This is a genomic window from Pararhizobium sp. O133, assembly GCF_051669845.1.
In the GTDB taxonomy this organism is placed as follows: Bacteria; Pseudomonadota; Alphaproteobacteria; order Rhizobiales; family Rhizobiaceae; genus Pararhizobium.
In genome coordinates, this window is record NZ_CP196426.1 from 3,273,179 (window position 1) to 3,297,426 (window position 24,248).

25 protein-coding genes are annotated in these 24,248 nt (G+C 59.7%); all 25 read right to left on the minus strand.

The window, feature by feature from the left end:
* Positions 1-9: 9 nt before the first annotated feature.
* On the minus strand, positions 10-693 hold the full coding sequence (locus tag ACST81_RS15695; RefSeq protein WP_438749064.1) for an ABC transporter ATP-binding protein: 684 nt from the start codon (positions 691-693) through the stop codon (positions 10-12).
* Positions 694-711: 18 nt separating this feature from the next.
* Positions 712-2,019 carry a lipoprotein-releasing ABC transporter permease subunit gene (locus tag ACST81_RS15700; RefSeq protein ID WP_438749066.1) on the minus strand — a complete coding sequence of 436 codons (1,308 nt, stop codon included), beginning with the start codon at positions 2,017-2,019 and terminating at the stop codon, positions 712-714.
* Between the two features lie 11 nt (positions 2,020-2,030).
* A complete protein-coding gene (gene proS / locus ACST81_RS15705) occupies positions 2,031-3,359 on the minus strand; it encodes a proline--tRNA ligase (RefSeq protein WP_438749067.1) in 1,329 nt (442 codons plus the stop codon).
* Positions 3,360-4,056: 697 nt separating this feature from the next.
* Positions 4,057-4,326 carry a DUF1467 family protein gene (locus ACST81_RS15710; protein WP_438749069.1) on the minus strand — a complete coding sequence of 90 codons (270 nt, stop codon included), beginning with the start codon at positions 4,324-4,326 and terminating at the stop codon, positions 4,057-4,059.
* Between the two features lie 94 nt (positions 4,327-4,420).
* Positions 4,421-4,825 (minus strand): methylmalonyl-CoA epimerase, encoded by a 405-nt coding sequence (mce, locus tag ACST81_RS15715; RefSeq protein WP_438749071.1) that lies wholly within the window; start codon positions 4,823-4,825, stop codon positions 4,421-4,423.
* Between the two features lie 56 nt (positions 4,826-4,881).
* Positions 4,882-6,549 (minus strand): ribonuclease J, encoded by a 1,668-nt coding sequence (locus ACST81_RS15720; protein WP_438749073.1) that lies wholly within the window; start codon positions 6,547-6,549, stop codon positions 4,882-4,884.
* 17 nt (positions 6,550-6,566) lie between these two features.
* Entirely contained in the window at positions 6,567-7,334 is a 768-nt protein-coding gene (locus ACST81_RS15725; protein ID WP_438749075.1) for a biotin--[acetyl-CoA-carboxylase] ligase, read from the minus strand.
* A complete protein-coding gene (gene nuoN / locus ACST81_RS15730; RefSeq protein ID WP_438749076.1) occupies positions 7,331-8,770 on the minus strand; it encodes an NADH-quinone oxidoreductase subunit NuoN in 1,440 nt (479 codons plus the stop codon). The genes ACST81_RS15725 and nuoN overlap by 4 nt, the downstream gene beginning before the upstream one ends.
* Positions 8,771-8,788: 18 nt before the next feature.
* Positions 8,789-10,300 (minus strand): NADH-quinone oxidoreductase subunit M, encoded by a 1,512-nt coding sequence (locus ACST81_RS15735; protein ID WP_438749077.1) that lies wholly within the window; start codon positions 10,298-10,300, stop codon positions 8,789-8,791.
* The gene (nuoL, locus tag ACST81_RS15740; protein ID WP_438749079.1) at positions 10,300-12,297 is read right to left on the minus strand and encodes an NADH-quinone oxidoreductase subunit L; all 1,998 of its coding nucleotides are present in this window, start codon (positions 12,295-12,297) and stop codon (positions 10,300-10,302) included. The genes ACST81_RS15735 and nuoL overlap by 1 nt, the downstream gene beginning before the upstream one ends.
* A 7-nt stretch (positions 12,298-12,304) precedes the next feature.
* Positions 12,305-12,613: an NADH-quinone oxidoreductase subunit NuoK gene (nuoK, locus tag ACST81_RS15745; protein ID WP_209601116.1), complete on the minus strand. Its 309-nt coding sequence runs from the start codon at positions 12,611-12,613 to the stop codon at positions 12,305-12,307.
* Between the two features lie 26 nt (positions 12,614-12,639).
* Positions 12,640-13,254: an NADH-quinone oxidoreductase subunit J gene (locus ACST81_RS15750; protein ID WP_438749081.1), complete on the minus strand. Its 615-nt coding sequence runs from the start codon at positions 13,252-13,254 to the stop codon at positions 12,640-12,642.
* Positions 13,255-13,391: 137 nt separating this feature from the next.
* A complete protein-coding gene (gene nuoI / locus ACST81_RS15755) occupies positions 13,392-13,883 on the minus strand; it encodes an NADH-quinone oxidoreductase subunit NuoI (protein WP_325462653.1) in 492 nt (163 codons plus the stop codon).
* 64 nt (positions 13,884-13,947) lie between these two features.
* Entirely contained in the window at positions 13,948-14,991 is a 1,044-nt protein-coding gene (nuoH, locus tag ACST81_RS15760; protein ID WP_438749082.1) for an NADH-quinone oxidoreductase subunit NuoH, read from the minus strand.
* A gap of 21 nt (positions 14,992-15,012) precedes the next feature.
* Positions 15,013-17,094, minus strand: a complete 2,082-nt coding sequence (nuoG, locus tag ACST81_RS15765; protein WP_438749084.1) for an NADH-quinone oxidoreductase subunit NuoG — start codon at positions 17,092-17,094, stop codon at positions 15,013-15,015.
* Positions 17,095-17,203: 109 nt separating this feature from the next.
* Positions 17,204-17,800, minus strand: a complete 597-nt coding sequence (locus tag ACST81_RS15770; protein WP_438749086.1) for an NADH:ubiquinone oxidoreductase — start codon at positions 17,798-17,800, stop codon at positions 17,204-17,206.
* Between the two features lie 8 nt (positions 17,801-17,808).
* Complete coding sequence (gene nuoF, locus ACST81_RS15775) at positions 17,809-19,113, minus strand: NADH-quinone oxidoreductase subunit NuoF (RefSeq protein ID WP_438749087.1); 1,305 nt, start codon at positions 19,111-19,113, stop codon at positions 17,809-17,811.
* A 3-nt stretch (positions 19,114-19,116) separates the two neighbouring features.
* Positions 19,117-19,371, minus strand: a complete 255-nt coding sequence (locus tag ACST81_RS15780; protein WP_438749088.1) for a hypothetical protein — start codon at positions 19,369-19,371, stop codon at positions 19,117-19,119.
* A gap of 9 nt (positions 19,372-19,380) precedes the next feature.
* Complete coding sequence (locus ACST81_RS15785; protein WP_438749089.1) at positions 19,381-20,544, minus strand: NADH-quinone oxidoreductase subunit E; 1,164 nt, start codon at positions 20,542-20,544, stop codon at positions 19,381-19,383.
* A 15-nt stretch (positions 20,545-20,559) separates the two neighbouring features.
* The gene (locus tag ACST81_RS15790) at positions 20,560-20,826 is read right to left on the minus strand and encodes a hypothetical protein (RefSeq protein WP_438749090.1); all 267 of its coding nucleotides are present in this window, start codon (positions 20,824-20,826) and stop codon (positions 20,560-20,562) included.
* Positions 20,826-22,016 carry an NADH-quinone oxidoreductase subunit D gene (locus tag ACST81_RS15795; RefSeq protein WP_438749091.1) on the minus strand — a complete coding sequence of 397 codons (1,191 nt, stop codon included), beginning with the start codon at positions 22,014-22,016 and terminating at the stop codon, positions 20,826-20,828. Before ACST81_RS15795 ends, ACST81_RS15790 begins: the two co-directional genes overlap by 1 nt.
* A 55-nt stretch (positions 22,017-22,071) precedes the next feature.
* Complete coding sequence (locus ACST81_RS15800) at positions 22,072-22,461, minus strand: four helix bundle protein (RefSeq protein ID WP_438753605.1); 390 nt, start codon at positions 22,459-22,461, stop codon at positions 22,072-22,074.
* A gap of 42 nt (positions 22,462-22,503) precedes the next feature.
* Positions 22,504-23,106 carry an NADH-quinone oxidoreductase subunit C gene (locus ACST81_RS15805; RefSeq protein WP_438749093.1) on the minus strand — a complete coding sequence of 201 codons (603 nt, stop codon included), beginning with the start codon at positions 23,104-23,106 and terminating at the stop codon, positions 22,504-22,506.
* 18 nt (positions 23,107-23,124) lie between these two features.
* On the minus strand, positions 23,125-23,703 hold the full coding sequence (locus tag ACST81_RS15810; RefSeq protein WP_438749094.1) for a NuoB/complex I 20 kDa subunit family protein: 579 nt from the start codon (positions 23,701-23,703) through the stop codon (positions 23,125-23,127).
* Positions 23,694-24,059, minus strand: a complete 366-nt coding sequence (locus ACST81_RS15815) for an NADH-quinone oxidoreductase subunit A (protein WP_056331826.1) — start codon at positions 24,057-24,059, stop codon at positions 23,694-23,696. Before ACST81_RS15815 ends, ACST81_RS15810 begins: the two co-directional genes overlap by 10 nt.
* Positions 24,060-24,248 lie beyond the last annotated feature (189 nt).

Below are 24,248 nucleotides of genomic sequence, written 5' to 3' on the forward strand. Positions count from 1 at the left end.
TCAAACTGGTTAGAGTTCGACGACCTTGCCGTCCTCGATCGTGACGCGGCGGTCCATACGCGCGGCAAGATCGTAATTGTGCGTGGCGATCATGGCCGCGAGGCCGGATTGGCGCACCAGGGCTTCCAGCGCCTCGAAGACGTAGCCGGCCGTTTCCGGATCGAGATTGCCGGTCGGCTCGTCGGCCAAAAGAACCAGCGGTGCATTGGCGACGGCGCGGGCGATGGCGACGCGTTGCTGCTCGCCGCCGGAGAGCTCGGAGGGGCGATGTTCGGCCCGGTGGCCGATGCGCATGTAATCGAGCAGGGCTGCGGCCCGTTCGCGCGCCTCGGCCTTGGCGAGGCCAGCGATCAGCTGCGGCATCATGATGTTCTCGACCGCGGTGAATTCCGGCAGCAGATGGTGGAACTGGTAGACGAAGCCGATGTCGTTGCGACGGATCGACGTACGCTGCTGGTCGCTGAGTTCGCCGCAGGACTGGCCGTTGATCAGCACTTCACCGCCATCCGGACGCTCAAGCAAGCCCGCCAGATGGAGAAGCGTCGACTTGCCGGTGCCGGAGGGCGCGACGAGTGCAACGGTCTGGCCGCCATGGAGGGAAAAGTTCGCCCCTTTCAGAATCGTCAGGGTCTCGTCACCCTGGCTGTAATGCCGTTCGACGCCGGTAAGCTGCAGTGCCACGCGCGCATTCATCGTGTCGGTAATCCTTAGTTATTCGTAGCGCAGAGCCTGAACCGGATCGAGGCGCGAGGCGCGCCAGGCCGGAAAGATCGTGGCGAGGAAGGAAAGGCCGATGGCCATGGCGACCACGGAAATGGTTTCGCCCGGGTTCATGTCGGCCGGAAGCTGGCTGAGAAAATAGAGTTCCGGGTTGAAGAGCGTTTCACCCGAGAGCCAGGAGAAAAACTGGCGGATGGATTCGATGTTCAGGCAGACAATGACACCGAGAAGCACGCCGGCAAAGGTTCCGACGATGCCGATCGCGGCCCCCGTCATGAAGAAGATACGCATGATCGCACCCGATGTCGCGCCCATGGTGCGCAGGATGGCGATGTCGCTGCCCTTGTCCTTTACCAGCATGATCAGGCCGGAAACGATGTTGAGCGCCGCCACCAGCACGATCAGGGTGAGGATCATGAACATGACGTTGCGTTCGACCGCAAGTGCCGAGAAGAAGGTCTTGTTTCGGTCGCGCCAGTCGCTGATCAGCACCTGACGACCAGCGGCGTCTTCCACTGGCTGGCGCAGGTCATCGACCAGGTCCGGATTGGTGACGAACAGTTCAATCGACTGGGCGATGCCGGGCGCGTTGAAATAGAGCTGCGCTTCCTCGAGCGGCATGAAAATGATCGAGGCGTCATATTCCGACATGCCGAGCTCGAACGTGCCCGAAACCGTGTAGGATTTGACCCGCGGATTGACGCCCATCGGGGTGATGTCGCCTTCCGGAGAAACCAGGGTAATCGTGCCGCCGGCAGTGATGCCAAGCTGATCCGCCATGCGCTTGCCGATCAAAACACCAGTTCCAGACGCATAACCGACCATGTCGCCGGCGGTAATGTGGTCCGAGATCGCCTTCATCTTGGTCAGGTCTTCGGCACGCACGCCACGCACCAAAGCCCCCGTTCCGGCGCCGCTCGGACCGGAGGCCAGCGTCTGGCCCTCGATCATCGGGATCGCCATGGTGACGCCGGTGACGCCGGAAAACTTCGTCGCGAGGTCGGCATAATTGTCGAGCGGGCCGTCGAGCGGCTGGACGATCATATGGCCGTTGATGCCGAGGATGCGCGAGATCAGTTCCGTGCGAAAGCCGTTCATGACGGCCATGACGATGATCAGCGTCGCGACGCCGAGCATGATGCCGATGAAGGAAAAGCCGGCGATCACCGAAATGAACGCCTCCTTGCGGCGCGAGCGCAGGTAGCGCCAGGCCACCATGCGTTCAAATGTCGAGAATGCACGGCTCGACGGCGACTGGGATGTCGCCGTCTTTTCCTGCTCTAGCGTCGCGGCGCTCATTTATTGGTCCCTTATTTCGCGGCGGTCAGCTTGTTGATGGCAGCCTCGATGGTCAATGTTTCGCGGGCGCCCGTCTTGCGGTCCTTGAGTTCGACCTCGCCATTGGCGACGGAGCGCGGGCCGGCAATGATCTGCACCGGCACGCCGATCAGGTCGGCCTGCGCGAACTTGGCACCGGCACGGTCGTCCGTGTCGTCATAGAGGGTATCGAGACCAGCCTTGTTGAGCGCGGCATAGATGGTTTCGCAGGCCGCGTCGCAGGCGGCAGCACCGGACTTCATGTTGATGACCACAGCATCGAACGGCGCCACGGAAGCCGGCCAGATGATGCCGTTCTCGTCATGCGAGGCCTCGATGATGGCCGGCACCAGACGGGTCGGGCCGATGCCGTAGGAGCCCATATGCACCGTGTGCTCCTTGCCATCGGGACCCTGCACCTTGCCGCCCATCGGCTCGGAATATTTCGTGCCGAAATAGAAGATGTGACCGACTTCGATGCCGCGAGCCGAAAGACGCTCACCTTCGGGAATGGCGTTGAAGGCTGCCTCGTCATGCATTTCCGACGTAGCGGCATAGAGAGACGTCCACATGTCGAAGACGCTTTCCAGGCCCGTCACGCTGTCGAAATCCGTATCAACGGCCGGAATGTCAAAATCGACGAAATCCTTGTGGCAGAAGACCTCGGACTCGCCGGTGTCGGCGAGAATGATGAATTCATGGCTGTGGTTGCCGCCGATCGGGCCGGTATCGGCCCGCATCGGAATGGCGCGCAGGCCGAGGCGATCGAAGGTGCGCAGATAGGCCACGAACATCTTGTTGTAGGAGTGGATGGCCCCCTCCTTCGTCAGGTCGAAGGAATAGGCGTCCTTCATCAGAAATTCGCGCGAGCGCATCGTGCCGAAGCGCGGACGGATCTCGTCGCGGAATTTCAGCTGGATATGATAGAGGTTCAGCGGCAGGTCCTTGTAGGACTTGACGTAGGACCGGAAGATATCGGTGACCATTTCCTCGTTGGTCGGGCCGTAGAGCATCGGGCGGTCCTGCCGGTCCTTGATGCGCAGCATTTCCTTGCCATAGGCCTCGTAGCGCCCGCTTTCCTGCCAGAGTTCGGCCGATTGCAGCGTCGGCATCAAAAGCTCGATGGCGCCGGCGCGGTTCTGTTCCTCGCGGATGATCGCGTTGACCTTGTCGAGAACGCGCTTGCCGAGCGGCAGCCAGCTGTAGATGCCGGCGGACTGCTGCCGCACCATGCCGGCGCGCAGCATCAGCCGATGCGAGACAATCTCCGCTTCCTTGGGATTTTCCTTCAGAATGGGCATGAAAAAGCGGGACAGACGCATGAATGGGTTCCAGAACTGAGAAGCACTTCGCACTATCGTTGGAATCGGGCGAAATAACGTTGAGCTTGCAGACCAGTCACGCTTGCTATCGGCGCGAACCGGACACTGCCGTTTGACTGTATGCCGCGATGATCCGGCCAGTTGATTCCGAAAGAAGGACGTACCGCGCTCACGCGTTCTAAACGCTTCGAGGCAGGAAGAAAACCCGTGATCTTCGCGGTCCCCAGACCTTACGGCAGCGGACTTCTCAAGGTGGGAAAGGGAGCGCGATCTGCGTCAAAAAGGCACGGTAGTAACAGGATTTCGCTGGAAGTTGTCAATGGAAAAATTTTGCCGAACTGTAGCAAAAATGCAAAAAAATCAGATGACAACGCATAATGTTTGAGCTAGTTTTGGCTCACAAAAGAGGCAGGGAGATTAAATTCTTGTCGATTTCGCGGTCAAGTCTTGGGAGGATAAGATCTTAGGCGCGTTTATACGCAGCCACCGGAAACGGATAAGGATCACGCGATACTTTAGAGAACAAGGCTTTTAGCCTTGTTTTTTTTTGACATTTTTCCGGCAAATCACGTGCAGGACCATCCCGCACTCCTTAATCGTGTCAAATATGTGGCACGTACATCACCGCTGGAACCTGACTTCGCGTCATTCGTCGCTATCACATCAATGGGCGTCGCAAACGAAACACTGATCTTGATCAATAGAATTTCGGAGCAAAGTGCGGGATAGCATCAATGCCGTAGCCCAAGCGGACGGAAACGATGTACCAGGCCAAATGGATGATCGCCGCCAGCACCGATGTCGCCAGGAAAATCTTCAGGGGCCGGAAGCGCGCGGGTGCGCTTTCCACGCTGCCGGGCACCACCTCGTTCTCCTCGGCCTGCGTCCTCAGACCGATCGGCAGGACAATGAACAGCGACAGCCACCAGATGATGAAATAGATCGCGAAGACGGAAAAAAACGGCATCTTGTTTTCTCGTGATGAAGGCTGAGCGAACAGTTCTTCGGTAAGATGAGACCTTATAGACCTTTCACGCGCGTCGAACAAACGCGCCTATCTGTCACACCTGTTCCAGTTCGATCAGCGTTCCGAAGAAATCCTTCGGATGCAGGAAAAGCACCGGCTTGCCATGGGCGCCGATCTTCGGCTCACCGCTGCCGAGCACCCTCCCCCCGGCTGCGATCAAGCTGTCGCGCGCCGTCAGGATGTCGGCAACCTCGTAGCAGATATGGTGCATGCCGCCGGACGGGTTCTTGACGAGAAAGGCCGCGATCGGCGAGTCTTCACCGAGAGGCTCCAGCAGTTCGACCTTGGTGTTGTCGAGCGTGACGAACACGACCCGCACGCCATGCTCCGGCAATGCGTCGGGCTCCGTTACCGACGCGCCGAGCATCGAACGATAACGGTCAGCCGCCGCATCGAGATCCGGCACGGCAAGAGCGATGTGATTGACACGTCCGAGCATGGATTGCCTTTCGCGCTGTCGTTTCCTGGACACCCACCTAGCAGATATCGGCGCTATCAAAGCCTGTTGACGAACACCGTGACGACCGGCTTCTTGCCCCAGACCTCGTTGGCGGTGCTGCGGATGGCACGACGCACGGCTTCCGTTACCATCGCCAGATCCTTGCGCTTGCCGCGCGGAATGCTTTCGACGGCGCCGAGCACGGCGTCATAGAGCGTGTCGTTCATATCCTCGCCCTCGTCGTCGAACTCCGGCAAGCCGATCGGAACAACGATCGGGTCGGCGGCGAAATCGTAACGGTCATCGAGAACCACGTTGACGGAGACATGGCCGGCGAAGGAGAGCTTGCGGCGTTCGCCGATGCCCATCTCGTCGAAATCGCCGATCAGGCCGCCGTCCTTGTAGATGCGGCCGTGCGGCGCTTCGCCGATGACAGTCGCGGGACCAGGCGCCAGCCGCAGGATATCGCCGTTGCGCACCTTTGGAACGGTCTTGATGCCGGACTGAAGGCCGAGTTCCGCTTGCGCGGTCAGGTGAGCCGCCTCCCCATGCACAGGCACAAGCATCTGCGGCCGCGTCCAGGCATACATCTGCTGCAGTTCGTTACGACGGGGATGGCCGGAAACGTGAACCAGCGCCTCGCTGTCGGTGACGATATGAATACCCTGCTCGACCAGACCGTTCTTGATGTCGTTGATCGCCTTTTCGTTACCCGGAATGGCGCGCGAGGAGAAGACGACAGTATCGCCGGCCGTCAACGCGACATTGCGCATTTCGTCACGGGAAATCTTGGCAAGGGCCGCGCGAGATTCCCCCTGGCTGCCGGTCAGGATCACGACGACCTTGTCGCGCGGGATATAACCAAACTCGTCTTCCGCGATGAACGGGTTCAGGCCTTCCATCAGGCCGACGTCGCGCGCGACGTCGCAGACGCGCTTCATGGAACTACCGAGAAGAAGGACCTCACGACCGGCGGCAGCAGAAGCCTTGGCGATCGAGCGGATACGTCCGACATTGGACGAGAAGGTGGTGATCGCCACACGTCCCTCGGCTTCCTCGATGATCTTGGTAAGGCTGGCGGACACTTCCTCTTCAGAAGGCGAGACGCCGTCGCGCATCGAATTGGTGCTGTCGCACATCAGCGCCAGCACGCCCTCGTCGCCAATGGCGCGGAAGCGGGCTTCGTCGGTGAACGGCCCGAGCGACGGCGCATGGTCGATCTTCCAGTCGCCCGTGTGGACGACATTGCCGAGCGGCGTGCGGATGACCAGCGACATTGGCTCGGGGATCGAATGGTTGACGCCGACCGCTTCGATCTCGAACGGACCGACATTGATGCGGTCGCCTTCCTTGAAGATCGTGATCGGCACTTCGGCGCGGCTGCGCTCATAGCTGCGCTTGGCTTCCAGCATGCCGGCGGTGAACGGCGATGCATAAACCGGCACGTTGAGGCCGGGCCACAGATCGGCGAGCGCCCCGTAGTGATCTTCGTGGGCATGGGTGATGATGATGCCCTTCAGGTTCTTGCGCTCTTCCGCCAGGAACCGGATGTCGGGAAGCACCAGATCGACGCCGGGCAGATCGAGCCCCGGAAAGGTCACGCCGCAATCGACCATGATCCACTGGCGGTGGGACGGTGCGCCATAGCCGTACAGGGCCAGGTTCATACCGATTTCCCCAACCCCGCCCAGCGGCAGGAAGACGAGTTCGTCTTGTTTGCTCATTGAAAGATTGCGCCTTTTTATCCGAAAAATACATCGCCAGCGGCGATACGTTGAACCACGCCTGCCCCGAGATCGAGCAGCAGTCGGCCTTCTTCATCTATGCCTTCGAACCGGCCGGAAAGCGAGCGGTCCGGCAGGTTGACCGTAATCTTTTGTCCGATACCGCCAGCGGCGGACCGCCATTGGGCAATGATCTCGGCAATGCCTTCGCCACGGTTCCAGACCTGCAGGGCGTCCGCCATGCTGACGAACAGACGGGCAAACAGGTCATCGGGCGAAACGGATGCCCCCTGCGCATGCAAACTCGTCACAGGATATAGTCCATGGTCTGGTGTCAAAGCCACATTGATGCCGATACCGATGACAAGAGCGTGATGGCCATTCGGCAGGCCTTCGCCCTCCAGCAGGATACCGCAGCACTTCTTGCCTTCAATCAGAATATCGTTCGGCCATTTGATCATGACCGGCTCCGAACCCGGCGGCATGACCGACTGGATGGCATTCTGCACCGCAACGGCAACGGCGAGCGGCAGCGAATGCAGCTTTTCCATCGGCGCCGGATCGATCAGCAGCAGCGACGCGTAGAGATTGCCGGCTTCCGACGTCCAGGACCTGCCCCGACGTCCCCGACCGGCAATCTGCCTTGTCGCCGTGACCCAGTGCAAACCCGGATCGCCGGCGCGGGCACGGTTCAGGCATTCCGTGTTCGTCGATCCAACATCACCAAGCACGGTGTGTCTGAAGTCATCGAGCCCGATCCTGCCGATCCGGTTTCCTCCGGTCAAAAGAACGTCCGGGCAGCGACTTCCGCCGCGGTACCGATCCAGCCGCCGACCAGGACATAGGCCAGCACGAACAGGCCGGAAAGACCGTAGACCAACCGGAGAACACCGGACGGACGGGCGAATTCGCCCTTCGGATCATCGAACCACATCAGCTTGACAACACGCAGGTAGTAGTAGGCGCCAACGACGGAAGCCAGAACACCGATGATCGCCAACGCGTAGAGATGCGCCTCGATCGCCGCCATGAACACGAAATACTTGGCGAAGAAGCCTGCGAGCGGTGGGATGCCGGCCAGCGAGAACATCATCACCGTCAGCACGGTTGCCATCAGCGGATTGGTCTGCGACAGGCCGGCGAGATCGTCGACATTCTCGACGTAATTTCCGTCCTTGCGCTTCATCGCCATGATGCAGGCAAAGGTGCCGAGCGTCATGACCATATAGACCAGCATGTAGATGAGAACGCCGCGAATGCCGGCCATCGAACCCGCCGAGATGCCCACCAGCGCGTAGCCCATGTGGCCAATCGAAGAGTACGCCATCAGTCGCTTGATGTTGGTCTGGCCGATGGCGGCGAAGGAACCGAGCAGCATCGAGGCGATCGAGATGAACACGATGACTTGCTGCCAGTCGTGCATGATCGGCTGGAACGGCGTGATCACCAGGCGGATCAGCATGGCCATGGCAGCGACCTTCGGCCCGGCTGCGAAGAAAGCGGTGACCGGCGTCGGAGCACCTTCATAGACATCAGGCGTCCACATGTGGAACGGCACAGCCGAGATCTTGAACGCCACGCCGGCGAGAATGAAGACCAGTCCGAAGACGAGACCGAGCGAACGGGTTTCCGCCGACAGGGCCGCGGCGATGCCTTCGAAGCCGGTATGGCCGGTGAAGCCGTAGACCAGCGACATGCCGTAGAGCAGCATGCCCGACGACAGGGCGCCGAGCACGAAATATTTCAGGCCGGCTTCCGTCGAACGGAGATTGTCACGGTGCATCGCAGCGACGACATAGAGCGCCAGCGACTGCAGTTCGAGCGCCAGATAGACCGAGATCAGGTCGTTAGCCGAAATCATCAGCAGCATGCCGAGTGTCGCCAGAACGATCAGGACCGGAAACTCGAAACGGTTGATACCGGCGGACCGCGCCTCCCCCGCCGACATGATCAGCGCGACGATCGAGCCGATCAGCGTCAGGGTCTTCATGAACCGGCCGAAGGCATCCGACAGGAAGGCACCGTTATAGGCTTGGCCATCGCCGGTCTGCCAGACGAACGCTCCGGCAACGGCGAGCAGGATAACGGCCAGGCCTGTGACCATCCCGGACGATTTCTCGCTCGAGAACACACCGATCATCAACAGCAACAGGGCGCCGACCGCAAGAATGAGTTCCGGCGTCGACAGGTGCAGGCTTGCGAGGAATGTATCAGCAGTCATTTCAATCCCGTCCCGTCGTCATTCCGCCGAAAGCGCAACATCATGCGCTGCCTGCACGGCCGCAGTGTAATTGTTTACCAGTACGTCCACCGAAGCAGCCGTCGCATCGAATACCGGAGCCGGATAGACGCCGAAGAAGATGGTGAGCACGATCAGTGGATAGAGCAGAGCCTTTTCACGCCCTGAAAGATCGAGCAGTGACTTCAGGCTGTCCTTGTCCAGTGAGCCGAAAATGATCCGGCGGTAAAGCCAGAGAGCATAACAGGCCGACAGGATAACGCCGGTCGTCGCGAAGAATGCAACCCATGTATTGGCACGGAAAGCGCCGAGCAGCACGGTGATTTCACCGACGAAGCCCGACGTACCGGGAAGACCGACATTGGCCATCGTGAAGATCATGAAGGCGACCGCGTATTTCGGCATGTTGTTGACGAGACCGCCATAGGCGCTGATCTCGCGGGTATGGGTGCGGTCATAAACCACGCCGACGCAAAGGAAGAGCGCGCCGGACACAAGGCCGTGCGACAGCATCTGGAAGATGGCGCCCTGGACCCCTTGCGTATTGGCCGCGAATATCCCCATCGTCACGTAACCCATATGGGCGACCGAGGAATAGGCGATCAGTTTCTTGATGTCGGACTGCATCATCGCCACCAGCGAGGTATAGATGATCGCAACGACCGAGAGCGTGAAGACGAAAGGCGCGAAATAGTCCGACGCCAACGGAAACATCGGCAGCGAGAAGCGCAGGAAACCGTACCCGCCAAGCTTCAGGAGAACACCCGCCAGGATGACCGAGCCTGCCGTCGGGGCTTGAACGTGCGCATCCGGAAGCCAGGTATGGACCGGCCACATCGGCATCTTCACCGCGAAGGAGGCGAAGAAGGCCAGCCAGAGCCATGTCTGCATCTGGCGCGGGAACTGATAGGCCAGCAGTTCGGCGATATCCGTCGTTCCGGCCTGCCAGTACATTGCCATGATGGCGAGCAGCATCAGCACCGAGCCGAGCAACGTGTAAAGGAAGAACTTGTAGGACGCGTAGACGCGGTCCTTGCCGCCCCAGACGCCGATGATGATGAACATCGGAATGAGGCCGGCTTCGAAGAACACGTAGAACAGCACGATGTCGAGCGACACGAAGACGCCGATCATGAACACTTCCAGGAGAAGGAAGGCGATCATGTAAGACTTCAGGCGCTTTTCCACCGTGATCCAGCTGGCGAGAACGCAGAAAGGCATGAGGAAGGCCGACAGCACGACGAACAGCACCGAAATACCGTCGACGCCGAGATGGTAGGAAATGCCGGTGCCGAGCCAGGCATGCTTCTCGACCATCTGGAAGCCGGGGTTCGACTTGTCGAAATTCCACCAGATCCACGCCGAGACGATGAACGTCACGATCGTGGTCAAAAGCGAGATATTGAGGATGTTGCGGCGCCCGGAAACGCTGTCTTCCCGCGTGAGCAGCAGAAGAACAACGCCGACGAGCGGCAGGAAGGTGACCGCGGAAAGAATAGGCCAATCGGTCATCAGAAGGAACTCCCGAGCATCATCCAGGTAACAAGCGCCGCGATGCCGATCAGCATCACGAAGGCGTAGTGATAGAGGTAACCGGTCTGCAGGCGAACGACACGGTCGGTCACGTCCATGACGCGTGCGGCAATGCCGTTCGGGCCGTAGCCGTCGATGACGCGTCCGTCACCTTCCTTCCAGAGGAAGGTACCGATGCGCTTGGCCGGGCGAACGAACAGGAAGTCGTAGAGCTCGTCGAAGTACCACTTGTTCAGCAGGAACTGATAGAGGCCACGATGCTGTTCCGCCAGATATTTTGGCGTTTCGGGCGAACGGATGTACATGTACCAGGCCGTGACGAAGCCGAGGATCATGGCGATGAACGGGCTCAACGCAACCAGGGCCGGAACATGATGGAAGTGCTCCAAGATCTCGTTTTCCGGTCCGGTGAACAGCGCACCCTGCCAGAACTCGGCATAGTGATGGCCGAAGAAATCGCCTTCGAATACCATGCCGGCGGCGATCGCGCCGACGCCGAGAATGAACAGCGGCACCAGCATGACCATCGGCGATTCATGGACGTGATGCATGACGTCATGGGAAGCGCGCGGCTTGCCGTAGAAGGTCATGAAGATCAGGCGCCAGGAATAGAAGCTGGTGAAGCAGGCGGCGATGACGAGCAGCGTGAAGGCAAAACCCGCGACCGGCGAATGCGCCGCATAGGCGGACTCGATGATGATATCCTTCGAGATGAACCCCGCGAGACCGATACCAGAGAACGGGATACCGACGCCGGTGATGGCCAGCGTGCCGATCATCATCATCAGGAACGTCCATTTGATGTGCTTGCGCAGGCCGCCCATGTAGCGCATGTCCTGTTCGCCATCGACGGCATGGATGACCGAGCCGGCGCAAAGGAACAGCAGAGCCTTGAAGAAGGCATGCGTGAACAGGTGGAAGATACCGGCGCCATAGGCACCGACACCGAGCGCGACGAACATGTAGCCGAGCTGCGAACAGGTCGAATAGGCGATGACGCGCTTGATGTCGTTCTGGACAAGACCGACCGTCGCCGCGAAGAAGGCGGTGATCGCACCAACAACGGTCACGACCATCAGCGCCGTATGCGACAGTTCGAACAGCGGCGACATGCGGGCGACGAGGAAGACGCCGGCGGTGACCATGGTCGCGGCATGGATGAGCGCCGAGACGGGCGTCGGGCCTTCCATGGCGTCCGGCAGCCAGGTGTGCAGCAGGAACTGCGCCGACTTGCCCATCGCGCCCATGAACAGCAGCAGGCAGATGGCGGTAATCGCATGTGCCTTGTCGAGATGCATGCCGAACAGATTGATGACAGCTTCGCCACCTTCGGCAGCGCCTTCAGCCGGCAGGTAGCTCGAGGCAGCGGCGAAGATCGTTTCAAAACTGATCGAACCGAACAGCACGAACACACCGAAGATGCCGAGCGCGAAACCAAAGTCGCCAACGCGGTTGACGATGAACGCCTTCATGGCCGCGGCCGAGGCAGACGGCTTCTTGTACCAGAAGCCGATCAGCAGATAGGAGGCAAGACCGACGCCTTCCCAGCCGAAGAACATCTGCAGCAGGTTGTCGGAGGTGATCAGCATCAGCATGGCGAATGTGAACAGCGACAGATAGGCAAAGAAGCGCGGCCGATGCGGGTCGTGGTGCATATAGCCGATCGAATAGATGTGAACCAGGCACGACACCGTGTTGACGACGACGAACATCACTGCCGTCAGCGTGTCGACGCGGAAGGCCCATTCGGCGTCGAAGCTGCCGGACTGGATCCAGCGCATCACGGTGACCTTGACCATCTCCGTTTCGCCAAGCGCGATGTTGAAGAAGACGATCCAGGACAGGACCGCGACAATGATCATGAAACCGCTGGTGACGTATTCCGAAGCCTTGGCGCCGATCGAGGTACCGAACAGGCCCGCGATCAGGAAGCCGATCAGCGGCAGGAAAACGACAGCTTGAATAATCGTATTCATAGCCCGATCAGCCCTTCATCATGTTGACGTCTTCCACGGCGATGGAGCCGCGGTTGCGGTAGAAGACGACGAGAATTGCAAGACCGATGGCAGCTTCCGCAGCCGCGACGGTCAGAATGAACAGCGCGAACACCTGGCCGGTGATGTCGTTCAAGAACGACGAGAAGGCGACCATGTTGATGTTCACCGCGAGCAGGATGAGCTCGATCGACATCAGGATGACGATGACGTTCTTCCGGTTGAGGAAGATGCCGAAGACGCCCAGTGTGAACAGGATGGCGCTGACGGTCAGATAGTGGGAAATACCGATTTCCATGATGATGTTCCTTGACCCCGTCCGTCTTAAAGGCCCTGCCCCGACTTGACCTTGACCACTTCGACAGCGGTTTTCGGCGTCCGGGCAACCTGTTGCGTAATATCCTGGCGCTTGATGTTTTCGCGGTGACGCAGGGTCAGCACGATCGCGCCGATCATGGCGACCAGCAGCACCAGGCCCGCGATCTGGAAGAAGTAGACGTAATGCGTATAGAGCACGTCGCCGAGCGCCGCCGTGTTCGTGCGATCCGCCACGGCCGGGATCGGCATGGAGATCGTCTTGGCGATTTCGGGCGAGAAGCTGCTGCCGCCGATGACGATGACGAGTTCCGCCGCCAGGATGATCCCGATCAGCGCGCCGACCGGCGCGTATTCAAGGACCCCTGCCCTCAACTGCGTGAAGTCGATGTCGAGCATCATCACCACGAAGAGGAAGAGAACGGCGACCGCGCCGATATAGACCACCAGCAGGATCATCGCCAAGAACTCGGCGCCCGTCAGGAGGAACAGGCCGGCCGAATTGAAGAAAGTCAGGATCAGGAACAGCACGGAGTAAACCGGATTGCGCGCAGAAATGACCATGAACGCCGACGCGACCGCGACGAATGAAAAAAGATAGAAAAAAAGAGCCTGCAGACCCATGATCGGTGCCTTTTTCGTCTTCCCCGGGCAGGCATGGCGAGAACCATCCTGTCCACTGGCGTCCCGGAATGTCCGGCCAACGCCTCAATCTCAATGATGTCCGCCTTGGCGGCGGACGCAATCCCGGCGCAGCGGTCTCAGCGGTAAGGCGAGTCCATTGCGATATTGCGGGCGACTTCCTGCTCCCAACGGTCACCGTTCGAGAGCAGCCGGTCCTTGTCGTAGTAAAGCTCTTCGCGCGTCTCGGTGGCGAACTCGAAGTTCGGACCCTCGACGATCGCGTCCACCGGACAGGCTTCCTGGCAGAAACCACAATAGATGCACTTCACCATGTCGATGTCGTATCGGACCGTTCGACGGGTACCGTCGTTGCGGCGCGGGCCGGCTTCGATGGTAATCGCCTGGGCAGGACAGATCGCCTCGCACAGCTTGCAGGCAATGCAGCGTTCCTCGCCGTTTGGATAGCGGCGCAGCGCATGCTCGCCGCGGAAACGCGGGCTGATCGGCCCCTTTTCGAACGGGTAGTTCAGCGTCGCCTTCGGCGCGAAGAAATAGCGCATCGACAGAAAGAAAGCCCCGACGAATTCCTTGAGGAACAGCGAACTGACGGCTTGTGAAAGACTTGCCATCATCAACCTCCAAACATGCCGGCCTGGGAGACGCCGGCGAACGTTGCGAAACGGTGTGCGAACATCAGGCCCACACCACCAGTTTCAGCGTAATTGCAACAATGAAGACCATGGCGAGCGACAGCGGAAGGAAGACCTTCCAGCCGAGACGCATCAGTTGGTCGTAGCGATAGCGCGGCACGAAGGCCTTCACCATGGCGAACATGAAGAACACCATCGATGCCTTGAGCACGAACCAGATGATGCCCGGGACCCAGTTCAGGAACCAGACGTCGACCGGAGGCAGCCAGCCGCCGAGGAACAGGATCGTCGTCAGCGCACACATCAGGCAGATGGCCGCATATTCGCCGAGCATGAACATCATGTAGGGCGTCGAGCCGTATTCGACCATGAAGCCGGCGACCAGTTCCGACTCCGCTTCGACGAGGTCGAAAGGCGGACGGTTGGTCTCGGCCAGTGCCGAAATGAAGAACACGATGAACATCGGGAACAGCGGTAGCCAGTACCAGTCGAGGAACGAGCCCGGCAGGCCCATCATCGTTCCGAGGCCATCACGCTGCGAATTGACGATGTCGGTCAGGTTCAGCGAGCCGACGCAAAGCAGAACGGTGACGATGACGAAGCCGATCGAGACTTCGTAGGACACCATCTGGGCAGCCGAACGAAGGGCCGAGAGGAACGGATATTTCGAGTTCGATGCCCAGCCGCCCATGATGACGCCATAAACTTCCAGTGAAGATATGGCGAGAACATAAAGAATGCCGACATTGATATTGGCCATCACCCAGTTTTCGTTGAGCGGCACGACGGCCCAGGCCGCCAGCGCCAGCGTCACCGAAACCAGCGGCGCCAGCAGGAACAGACCTTTGTTGGCGCCGGCCGGGATGACTGGCTCCTTGAAGACGAACTTCAAAAGATCGGCGAAGGACTGGAAAAGCCCCCATGGGCCTACCACATTCGGTCCACGGCGCAATTGCACCGCCGCCCAGACCTTGCGGTCGGCGAGCAGGATGTAGGCGATGAAAACCAGCAGCGCGACCAGAAGCAGCAGCGACTGGCCAATCATGATGGCCGTTGGCCAGACATAGGTCGAAATGAAAGCGTCCATTGTCGTCTTATTCCTTCGCGCTCATTCCGCCGCAGCTTTGAAATTGTTGCGTGCCAAAGCCGAACATTCGGCCATGACGGCGGATGCGCGTGCTATCGGGTTCGTCAAATAGAAGTCTTTCACCGGAGACGCAAACACCGATTTTGCCATCTCACCGGCTTTTTGTGCGAGTGCGGCAATTTCACCGCTTGCGCCCGGGGCAATCATGTCGACATCGGCGAAATGCGGGTGCGCCGTATAGAGTTTGCCGCGCAATTCACCAAGCGAATCAAACGGCAGCTTCTTTCCGAGCACGTCGGACAGGGCACGAATGATCGCCCAGTCCTCGCGCGCGTCGCCCGGCGCGAAACCGGCGCGATTGCCCATCTGGACGCGGCCTTCGGTGTTGACCCAGGTGCCGGACTTTTCCGTGTAGGTCGCAGCCGGCAGAATGACGTCGGCGCCGTGAGCACCTTCATCACCGTGCGAACCGATATAGACGGTGAAGCCGGCGGTTTTGCCAGAAAAATCCATTTCATCGGCGCCGAGCAGGAACAGAACGTCCGTTCCGGTCAGCATCTCGGCAGCTGTCTTGCTCCCCTCACCCGGCACGAAACCGAGATCGAGGCCACCGACACGCGAGGCGGCGTTATGCAGGACGGCAAAGCCGTTCCAATCGGCCGTGACAGCACCGACAGCGCCGGCGAGCTTTGCAGCCGCAGCCAGAACCGAAGCACCATTGCCGCCGGAGATCGCGCCCTGACCGATGATGATCATCGGACGTTCGGCCTTCTTCAATACACTCAGGAACTTGCCCTTGCCGGCAACCAGTTCGGCCAGCGAGTCGGTGCCGGCGCCGAGATATTCATAGGAATAGCGCAGCTCGGCCTGCTCTCCGATCACCGCGATCGGGAAGTTGGCCATGCGGAAGCGCTTGCGGATACGGGCGTTGAGGACCGAGGCTTCGAAACGCGGGTTCGAGCCGATGATCAGAAGTGCGTCGGCACTTTCGATACCCTGGATCGTCGGGTTGAACAGGTAGCTCGATCGGCCGAGCGACGGATCGAGTGCCGCGCCATCCTGGCGGCAATCGATGTTCTTCGAGCCGAGTGACGAGATCAGTTCCTTGAGCGCATACATTTCCTCGACGGACGCGAGGTCGCCGGCAATCGCACCGATGCGGTCACCGCTGGTCTTGGAAACGGCTGTCTTAATGGCGCCGAATGCCTCATTCCAGCTGGCCGGCTGCAGGCGGCCGTCTTTCTTGACATAGGGGCGATCGAGACGCTGCGTCTTCAGGCCATCCCAGATGAAACGAGTCTTGTCGGAAATCCACTCTTCGTTGATCTCTTCGTTGACGCGCGGCATGACGCGCATGACTTCGCGGCCACGGGTATCGACACGGATGGCCGAGCCGACGGCGTCCATGACGTCGATCGATTCAGTCTTGCCGAGTTCCCACGGACGGGCGTTGAAGGCATAGGGCTTGGAGGTCAGCGCACCGACGGGGCAGAGATCGACGACATTGCCCTGGAGCTCCGAGGTCATGGCCTGCTCGAGATAGGTGGTGATCTCGGCGTCTTCGCCGCGACCGATCAGGCCGAGTTCGGCAATGCCGGCGACTTCGGTGGTGAAGCGGACGCAACGCGTGCAGTGAATGCAGCGGTTCATCACGGTCTTGACCAGCGGGCCGATATACTTGTCTTCGACGGCGCGCTTGTTCTCGTTGTAGCGGGTCGAGTCGACACCGAAGGCCATAGCCTGGTCCTGCAAGTCGCATTCGCCGCCCTGGTCGCAGATCGGGCAGTCCAGCGGATGGTTGATGAGCAGGAATTCCATGACGCCTTCGCGGGCCTTCTTGACCATCGGCGTGGTCGTGAAGACTTCCGGCGCTTCGCCATTCGGGCCGGGACGCAGGTCACGTACGCCCATGGCGCAGGAGGCAGCCGGCTTCGGCGGCCCTCCCTTCACCTCGATCAGACACATGCGGCAGTTGCCGGCAACCGACAGCCGTTCATGGAAACAGAAGCGCGGAACCTCGGCGCCGGCTTCCTCGCACGCTTGAAGCAGCGTGAAATGATCCGGAACCTCGATCTCTTTTCCGTCGACTTTCAGCTTTGCCATCGTAGTCTCAATCCTGTCTTTCGTTCGCCAGCGTCAGCGGCGAACAGATATTATTAGGCACGCCAATCTTTGAACGACACCAGTCTGGCATCGCCCGAAATTCTCATTCTCAGCCCTTCATCAGGACCTTTGCCTGCTCGACCCAGCCGTCCCGCGCGATACGCCCGGAAAAACCCAGCTGCTCATCGAACCGCTGCACATCCTTATCGGTCCACAGCGCGACATCCGCGTAACGCCGCACGCCCATGCCGTTCAGAACCTGCTCCAACTTCGGGCCGATGCCCGAAATTTTCTTCAGGTCGTCGGCCTTCGTCTCGACCATCCGGGCTGCCGCCTTCTGGCGCTTCGGCCTTTCGACCTTTGCCGCAAGCTTGGCTTCCTGCTCGGGCTTACGCACTGGCATTTCCACGGGCACTTGCTTTTCCGTTTCAGCCGCCGCAGCCTTCTGCGCCGTTTCCGCCAAGCCCTGCATTGCCCCCAGCATGAAGCCGGCCACATGGCTGGTCATGCCGATACCGATTGCAGTGGCTGCCGCCATCGCTGCCGCCGGGTGCTGCATCAGCGGATGCAGCGGCACCTTCGGCATATCCTTCAACCACTCGGCCATGCCGAACGGATCGTCGCTGCTGCCGATCCCGGAGACGAAACCGGGACCGGCAGATCCTGCCTCTTTGTCCTTGTCCGTTCCGTGATCGGGCTTGGCCATCTTGATCCCTACTCCGCCGCCTGCAGCACCGCGCCGTGCGAGGTGGAATTGCGGGTGTATTCGTCGATCCGCGCCTCCATCTCCGGACGGAAGTTGCGGATCAGACCCTGGATCGGCCATGCGGCCGCATCGCCGAGCGCGCAGATCGTGTGGCCTTCGACCTGTTTGGTCACATCGAAGAGCATGTCAATCTCGCGCTTCTGGGCGCGGCCCTGAACCATGCGTTCCATGACACGCATCATCCAGCCGGTGCCTTCGCGACATGGCGTGCATTGGCCGCAGCTCTCGTGTTTGTAGAATGCAGCGAGACGCCAGATGGCCTTGATGATATCGGTCGAGCGGTCCATGACGATGATGGCGGCGGTGCCGAATGACGACTTGACGTCGCGCATTCCGTCGAAATCCATCGGCGCATCGATGATGTGCTCCGCCTTGACCACCGGGCAGGAGGAGCCGCCCGGAATGACCGCGAGCAGATTGTCCCAGCCGCCGCGGATGCCGCCGCAATGGCGCTCGATCATCTCGCGGAACGGCGTTCCCATCGCGTCTTCGAACGTGGCGGGGCGATTGACGTGGCCGGAGACCATGAACAGCTTAGTGCCGACATTGTTCGGGCGGCCGATGGCCGAGAACCAGCCGGCGCCACGGCGCAGGATGGTTGGCGCGACCGCGATCGATTCGACGTTGTTGACCGTCGTCGGGCAGCCGTAGAGGCCCATGTTGGCAGGGAAAGGCGGCTTCAGGCGCGGCTGGCCCTTCTTGCCTTCCAGGCTTTCGAGCAGCGCCGTCTCTTCACCACAGATATAGGCGCCGGCGCCGTGATGGACGTAGATGTCCATGTCCCAGCCGTGCTTGTTGTTCACGCCGAGCAGACCGGCATCATAACATTCATCGATCGCCGCCTGCAGCGCCTCGCGCTCGCGGATATATTCGCCGCGAACATAGATATAGGCCACATGCGCGCCCATCGCAAAGCTCGCGATCAGGCAGCCTTCGATGAGCGTATGCGGATCGTGACGCATGATGTCGCGGTCCTTGCAGGTACCGGGCTCGGATTCGTCGGCGTTGACGACGAGGTAATGCGGGCGTCCGTCGCTTTCCTTCGGCATGAAGGACCATTTGAGGCCGGTCGGGAAGCCGGCGCCGCCACGTCCGCGCAGGCCTGAGGCCTTCATCTCGTTGATGATCCAGTCACGGCCTTTTTCGAGGATCTGCTTGGTGCCATCCCAATGGCCACGACTCAGCACGCCCTTCAGCGACTTGTCGTGAATGCCGTAGAGATTGGTAAAGATGCGGTCTTTGTCGTCGAGCATGGTCTATTCCGCCGGTTCTTCAATAATGTCGAGACGTTTCTCGATGCGGGTCAGCCGCTTGTCCATCCGTCCGAGCGACTGGTAGATATTGGATATATCGCCGTGCGCAGCATTCACTTCCGTCGAAAGTCCCCTGATCTGAGCCGACATCGAGGCAAGGCGGTTATCGACCTCGCCAAGTTTGTATTCGATGTTCGTCAGCCGTCCCTGCATCGCTTTCAGGACTTCGTAGATCAGCTCATTGGATACTTCCGTCATATCCTAACCCTATCGCGGCTTCTTGCCGAAGACTTTGATGTATTCGGCTTCGCCGCCTCTCGCCAACGCTTCGGCCTGCTTGACCCAGTCGTCGCGTTCGATGCGGCCCTTGAAATTCAAATAGCCATCGACCCATGCGCGTTCGCTCGTCTTCCAACCTGCGACCTGCGCATAAGTAAAGATGCCGAGTTCGTGCAGAATGCCTTCGATCTTCGGACCGACGCCTGAAATCAACTTGAGGTCATCCGGAGCGGCCGGCTTTTCGATGCCGGCAGGACGATTCTTGTCCTCGAGCGAGGGCTTTAGGGTGGCGGCCGGCTTGCTCATGAGGGCAGCAGGCGTTGCTGCAACGGCCTCTGCCTTCGCGGCATTGCCGCCTTCAGCCCTGGTTTCACCGGCGACCTTGTCGTTGGCGGCGGATTCGGACTTTGCCGTTACCGGCGTCTTCAAGGTCGGATCGGTTTCCGGAGCGTCCGTCTTGGCGCGGCCGGCATTCGAGGGTGGCACGCTGACGGCGGCATCATCGCTGATCTTCTTCGCGCGCGGCGCAGCCGGCTTCTTTTCCGGCGTCAAAAGCGTGGTCAGGCCACCGACGGGGGCGGAGAAGATGCGGTCGATCTGCGGACCCGGCTTGACGTCTGAACCCCTGCCTGCATCGAAACGGTCGATGATGTATTCCAACTGCGGAACCGTCAGGTCTTCATAGGTATCCTTGAAGATCATCACCATCGGCGCGTTGACGCAGGTCCCCTGACATTCCACCTCTTCCCACGACAGGGTGCCGGCTTCGTTCGGCGTCAGCGGGTTGGGATGGATGCGCTTCTTGCAAAGGCTGATCAGGTCTTCCGAGCCACGCAGCATGCAGGGCGTCGTGCCGCACACCTGGACATGGGCACGCGTCCCGACCGGCTTCAGCTGGAACTGGGTGTAGAACGTCGCCACTTCCAGAACGCGGATATAGGGCATGGACAGCATGTCGGCGACGGATTCGATCGCCGCCTTGGTAACCCAGCCATCCTGTTCCTGCGCCCGCATCAACAGCGGAATGACCGCCGATTGCTCGCGGCCCTTCGGATACTTCTTGATCGTGGCCTTGGCCCAGACGGCATTGTCCTTGTTGAAGGCAAAGGCCGCTGGCTGGACATTTTCATCGGCTAGTCGACGAACGGACATTCTTCCGGCACCTTATCAGTTAATCGAACCACACCGCGATTTCGTCAGAGAGACGAATTCGCAGGCATAGGCCGACTGGTCTTTTTGCAAAAATACGATGTAGCGCGTGCCATTTTGCACTGCAGCCTTGATTTCATAACCCCGGGACAGCAACTGTCCCAGGCTGCCGCCGGACGAACCGCCCGCAACATTCGGATCGCCGGACTTCTGCTCGGCATCCTGCGCCAAGGCCGGTCCGCAGATCGCCAGCAATCCCAACAATCCGAAGGCGGCCGCGCGCATCAACGGTCTACCTCGCCGAACACGATATCGAGCGAGCCGAGAATGGCGGACACGTCCGCCAACTGGTGGCCGCGACAGATATAGTCCATGGCCTGCAGATGCGCATAACCCGGGGCGCGGATCTTGCAGCGATACGGCTTGTTGGTGCCGTCGGAAACGAGATAGACGCCAAACTCGCCCTTGGGGGCTTCGACCGCGGCGTACACTTCGCCTTCCGGCACGTGATAGCCCTCGGTGTAGAGCTTGAAGTGATGGATCAGCGCTTCCATCGAGCGTTTCATCTCGCCCCGCTTCGGCGGCACGATCTTGCCGTCCAGCGACGAAATCGGTCCGATCTTGGCATCGCCCAGCAGGCGATTAACGCACTGGCGCATAATCCTGGCCGATTCACGCATCTCGATCATGCGGATCAGATAGCGATCGTAGCAGTCGCCGTTCTTGCCGATCGGAATGTCGAAATCCATGTCGGCGTAACATTCGTAAGGCTGCGACTTGCGCAGATCCCAGGCCGCACCCGATCCACGCACCATGACGCCCGAAAAGCCCCAGGCCCAAGCCTCGTCCAGCGTCACCACGCCGATATCGACATTGCGCTGCTTGAAGATCCGGTTTTCCGTCAGGAGCTCGTCGATATCATCGACGGTCTTCAGGAAGGGGTCGATCCATTTGCCGATGTCTTCCACCAGTTCTTGCGGCAGATCCTGATGCACGCCGCCGGGCCGGAAATAGGCCGCGTGCATGCGCGATCCCGAAGCACGCTCATAAAACACCATCAGTTTTTCGCGTTCTTCAAAACCCCAGAGCGGCGGCGTCAGCGCACCGACGTCCATGGCCTGCGTCGTGACGTTCAAAAGATGCGACAGGATACGGCCGATCTCCGAATAGAGAACGCGGATCAACTGGCCGCGGATCGGGACTTCCGTCTTCGTCAGCTTTTCGACCGCCAGCGCATAGGCATGCTCCTGGTTCATCGGCGCGACATAATCGAGCCGGTCGAAATAGGGCACGGCCTGCAGATAGGTCTTGGTTTCGATCAGCTTTTCGGTACCGCGATGCAGCAGGCCGATATGCGGATCGACGCGCTCGACGATTTCACCGTCGAGTTCGAGGACGAGACGGAGAACCCCGTGCGCCGCCGGATGCTGCGGGCCGAAATTGATATTGAAATTCCGGACGTTATGTTCGTTCATTTGCTACGCGCTCCGCGCTTGCGGTGATTAGTGACCAGTGAGTAGTGATTAGTCATCATCCGCGAACCTGCTCATCGACTTTCTTACGCTGGACAGTCCGGATAAGAGCGCCCAGCATTTTTCCATTCTCATCGCACTGATCCAATAATTCGCTCAAAATAGCAGGCTGTATCAGGCCGACTCTTCCTGCGATGATCAAATGCGTCTCTAATTCCTTCAACGAGCCCTGCGCAATCCTTAGAAATTGGACGAACGAACCTCTGTTCTCTCGTCCATAGCCTTCAGCAATGTTCGCCGCGACCGATGCGCATGCACGCCTGATCTGGCTCGTCAGTCCATACGTCTCTTCCCTTGGAAGGGTTTTCGTCACTTCGTAACAGGCAACCGATATATCGATCGCCAATTGCCAGACCTTCAAATCACGGTAGGAACTGATTTTCCCGATCGTCACCGAAGACCTTTCTAATCACTAACGACTACTCGCCACTCACTGTTTCGCCTTTTCATCACCGGGAAGAACGTATTCCGTTCCTTCCCAGGGCGACATGAAGTCAAAGTTTCGGAATTCCTGCTTCAGCTCCACCGGTTCGTAGACGACCCGCTTGGCTTCGTCGTCATAACGGACCTCGACGAAACCGGTCGTCGGGAAGTCCTTGCGCAGCGGATAACCCTCGAAACCGTAGTCGGTCAGGATGCGGCGCAGATCCGGATGGCCGGTGAAGAGGATGCCGTACATGTCGTAGGCTTCACGCTCGAACCAGTCGGCGCCCGGATAGACGGCACAGGCCGACGGGATCGGCTGATCTTCGCCCGTTGCCACCTTGACACGGATGCGCAGGTTCTGCTTCGGCGACAGAAGGTGGTAAACGACGTCGAAACGCTCGGCGCGCTTGGGCCAGTCCACGCCGCAGATATCGACGAAATTGACGAAGCCACAGCGGGCATCGTCACGCAGGAACGCCAGGAGCTCAATCACGGTGTCGGCGGTCGCGGTCAGCGTCAGCTCGCCGAAATTGACGGCAGAATCGGTGATCAGCGCACCGCGTGTTTCGCGCAGGTAGGTTGAAAGGTCGTTCAGGGCTTCACTCATTGCTCAGGTCCCCTGCCCTTACCGTTCGATCGTGCCGGTGCGGCGGATTTTCTTCTGCAGCAGGAGCACGCCGTAAAGCAGTGCTTCTGCCGTGGGAGGACAGCCCGGCACATAGATATCGACCGGCACGACGCGGTCGCAGCCGCGCACCACCGAATAGGAATAGTGATAGTAGCCACCGCCATTGGCGCAGGAGCCCATCGAAATGACATAACGCGGCTCGGGCATCTGGTCATAGACCTTGCGCAGAGCGGGCGCCATCTTGTTGGTCAGCGTGCCCGCGACGATCATCACGTCGGACTGGCGCGGTGAGGCGCGCGGCGCGAAACCGAAACGCTCGGCATCGTAGCGCGGCATCGACATCTGCATCATCTCGACGGCGCAGCAGGCAAGACCAAAGGTCATCCACATCAGCGAGCCGGTGCGTGCCCAGTTGATCAGCTCGTCGGTCGAGGTGACCAGGAAACCCTTGTCGGCGAGCTCATTGTTGATCTCGCCGAAGAATTTGTCGTTGCTGCCGATCGGCTTGCCGGTCGAGGGATCGATGATCCCCTTCGGCGCCTGGGATACGACGGGCATATTGGTTGCTACTCCCATTCGAGCGCTCCCTTCTTCCATTCATAGATGAAGCCGATGGTCAGCACGCCGAGGAATGCCATCATCGACCAGAAACCGAACCAGCCCATTTCCTTGAACGAAACGGCCCAGGGGAACAGGAACGCCACTTCGAGGTCGAAGATGATGAAGAGAATCGACACGAGATAGAATCGGATGTCGAACTTCATGCGGGCATCGTCGAAGGCGTTGAAGCCGCATTCGTAAGCCGAGAGCTTTTCGTCATCGGGCGCCTTGTAGGCGACGGCGAACGGCGCGATCAAGAGCGCCAGGCCGATAACCAGCGAAATACCGATGAAAATCGCGATCGGGATGTAGGAGCCGAGAAGGTCTGTCATTGTATCCGTCCCTGCCTGCGAGGCGCGCTGGAGAAGCGCAGAAAACAAGGCTCACAGGCCGAAAAATATGTTGCAACGCCACCGTGGTTAGCGCAGGCGGCGCCGCTGTGCAAGTCTTCAGAACCGTTTTCACCCCCATGTATGACAGGAATGAAGACCGGGCAAAATCTAGCATCTCCCGCACCCGGG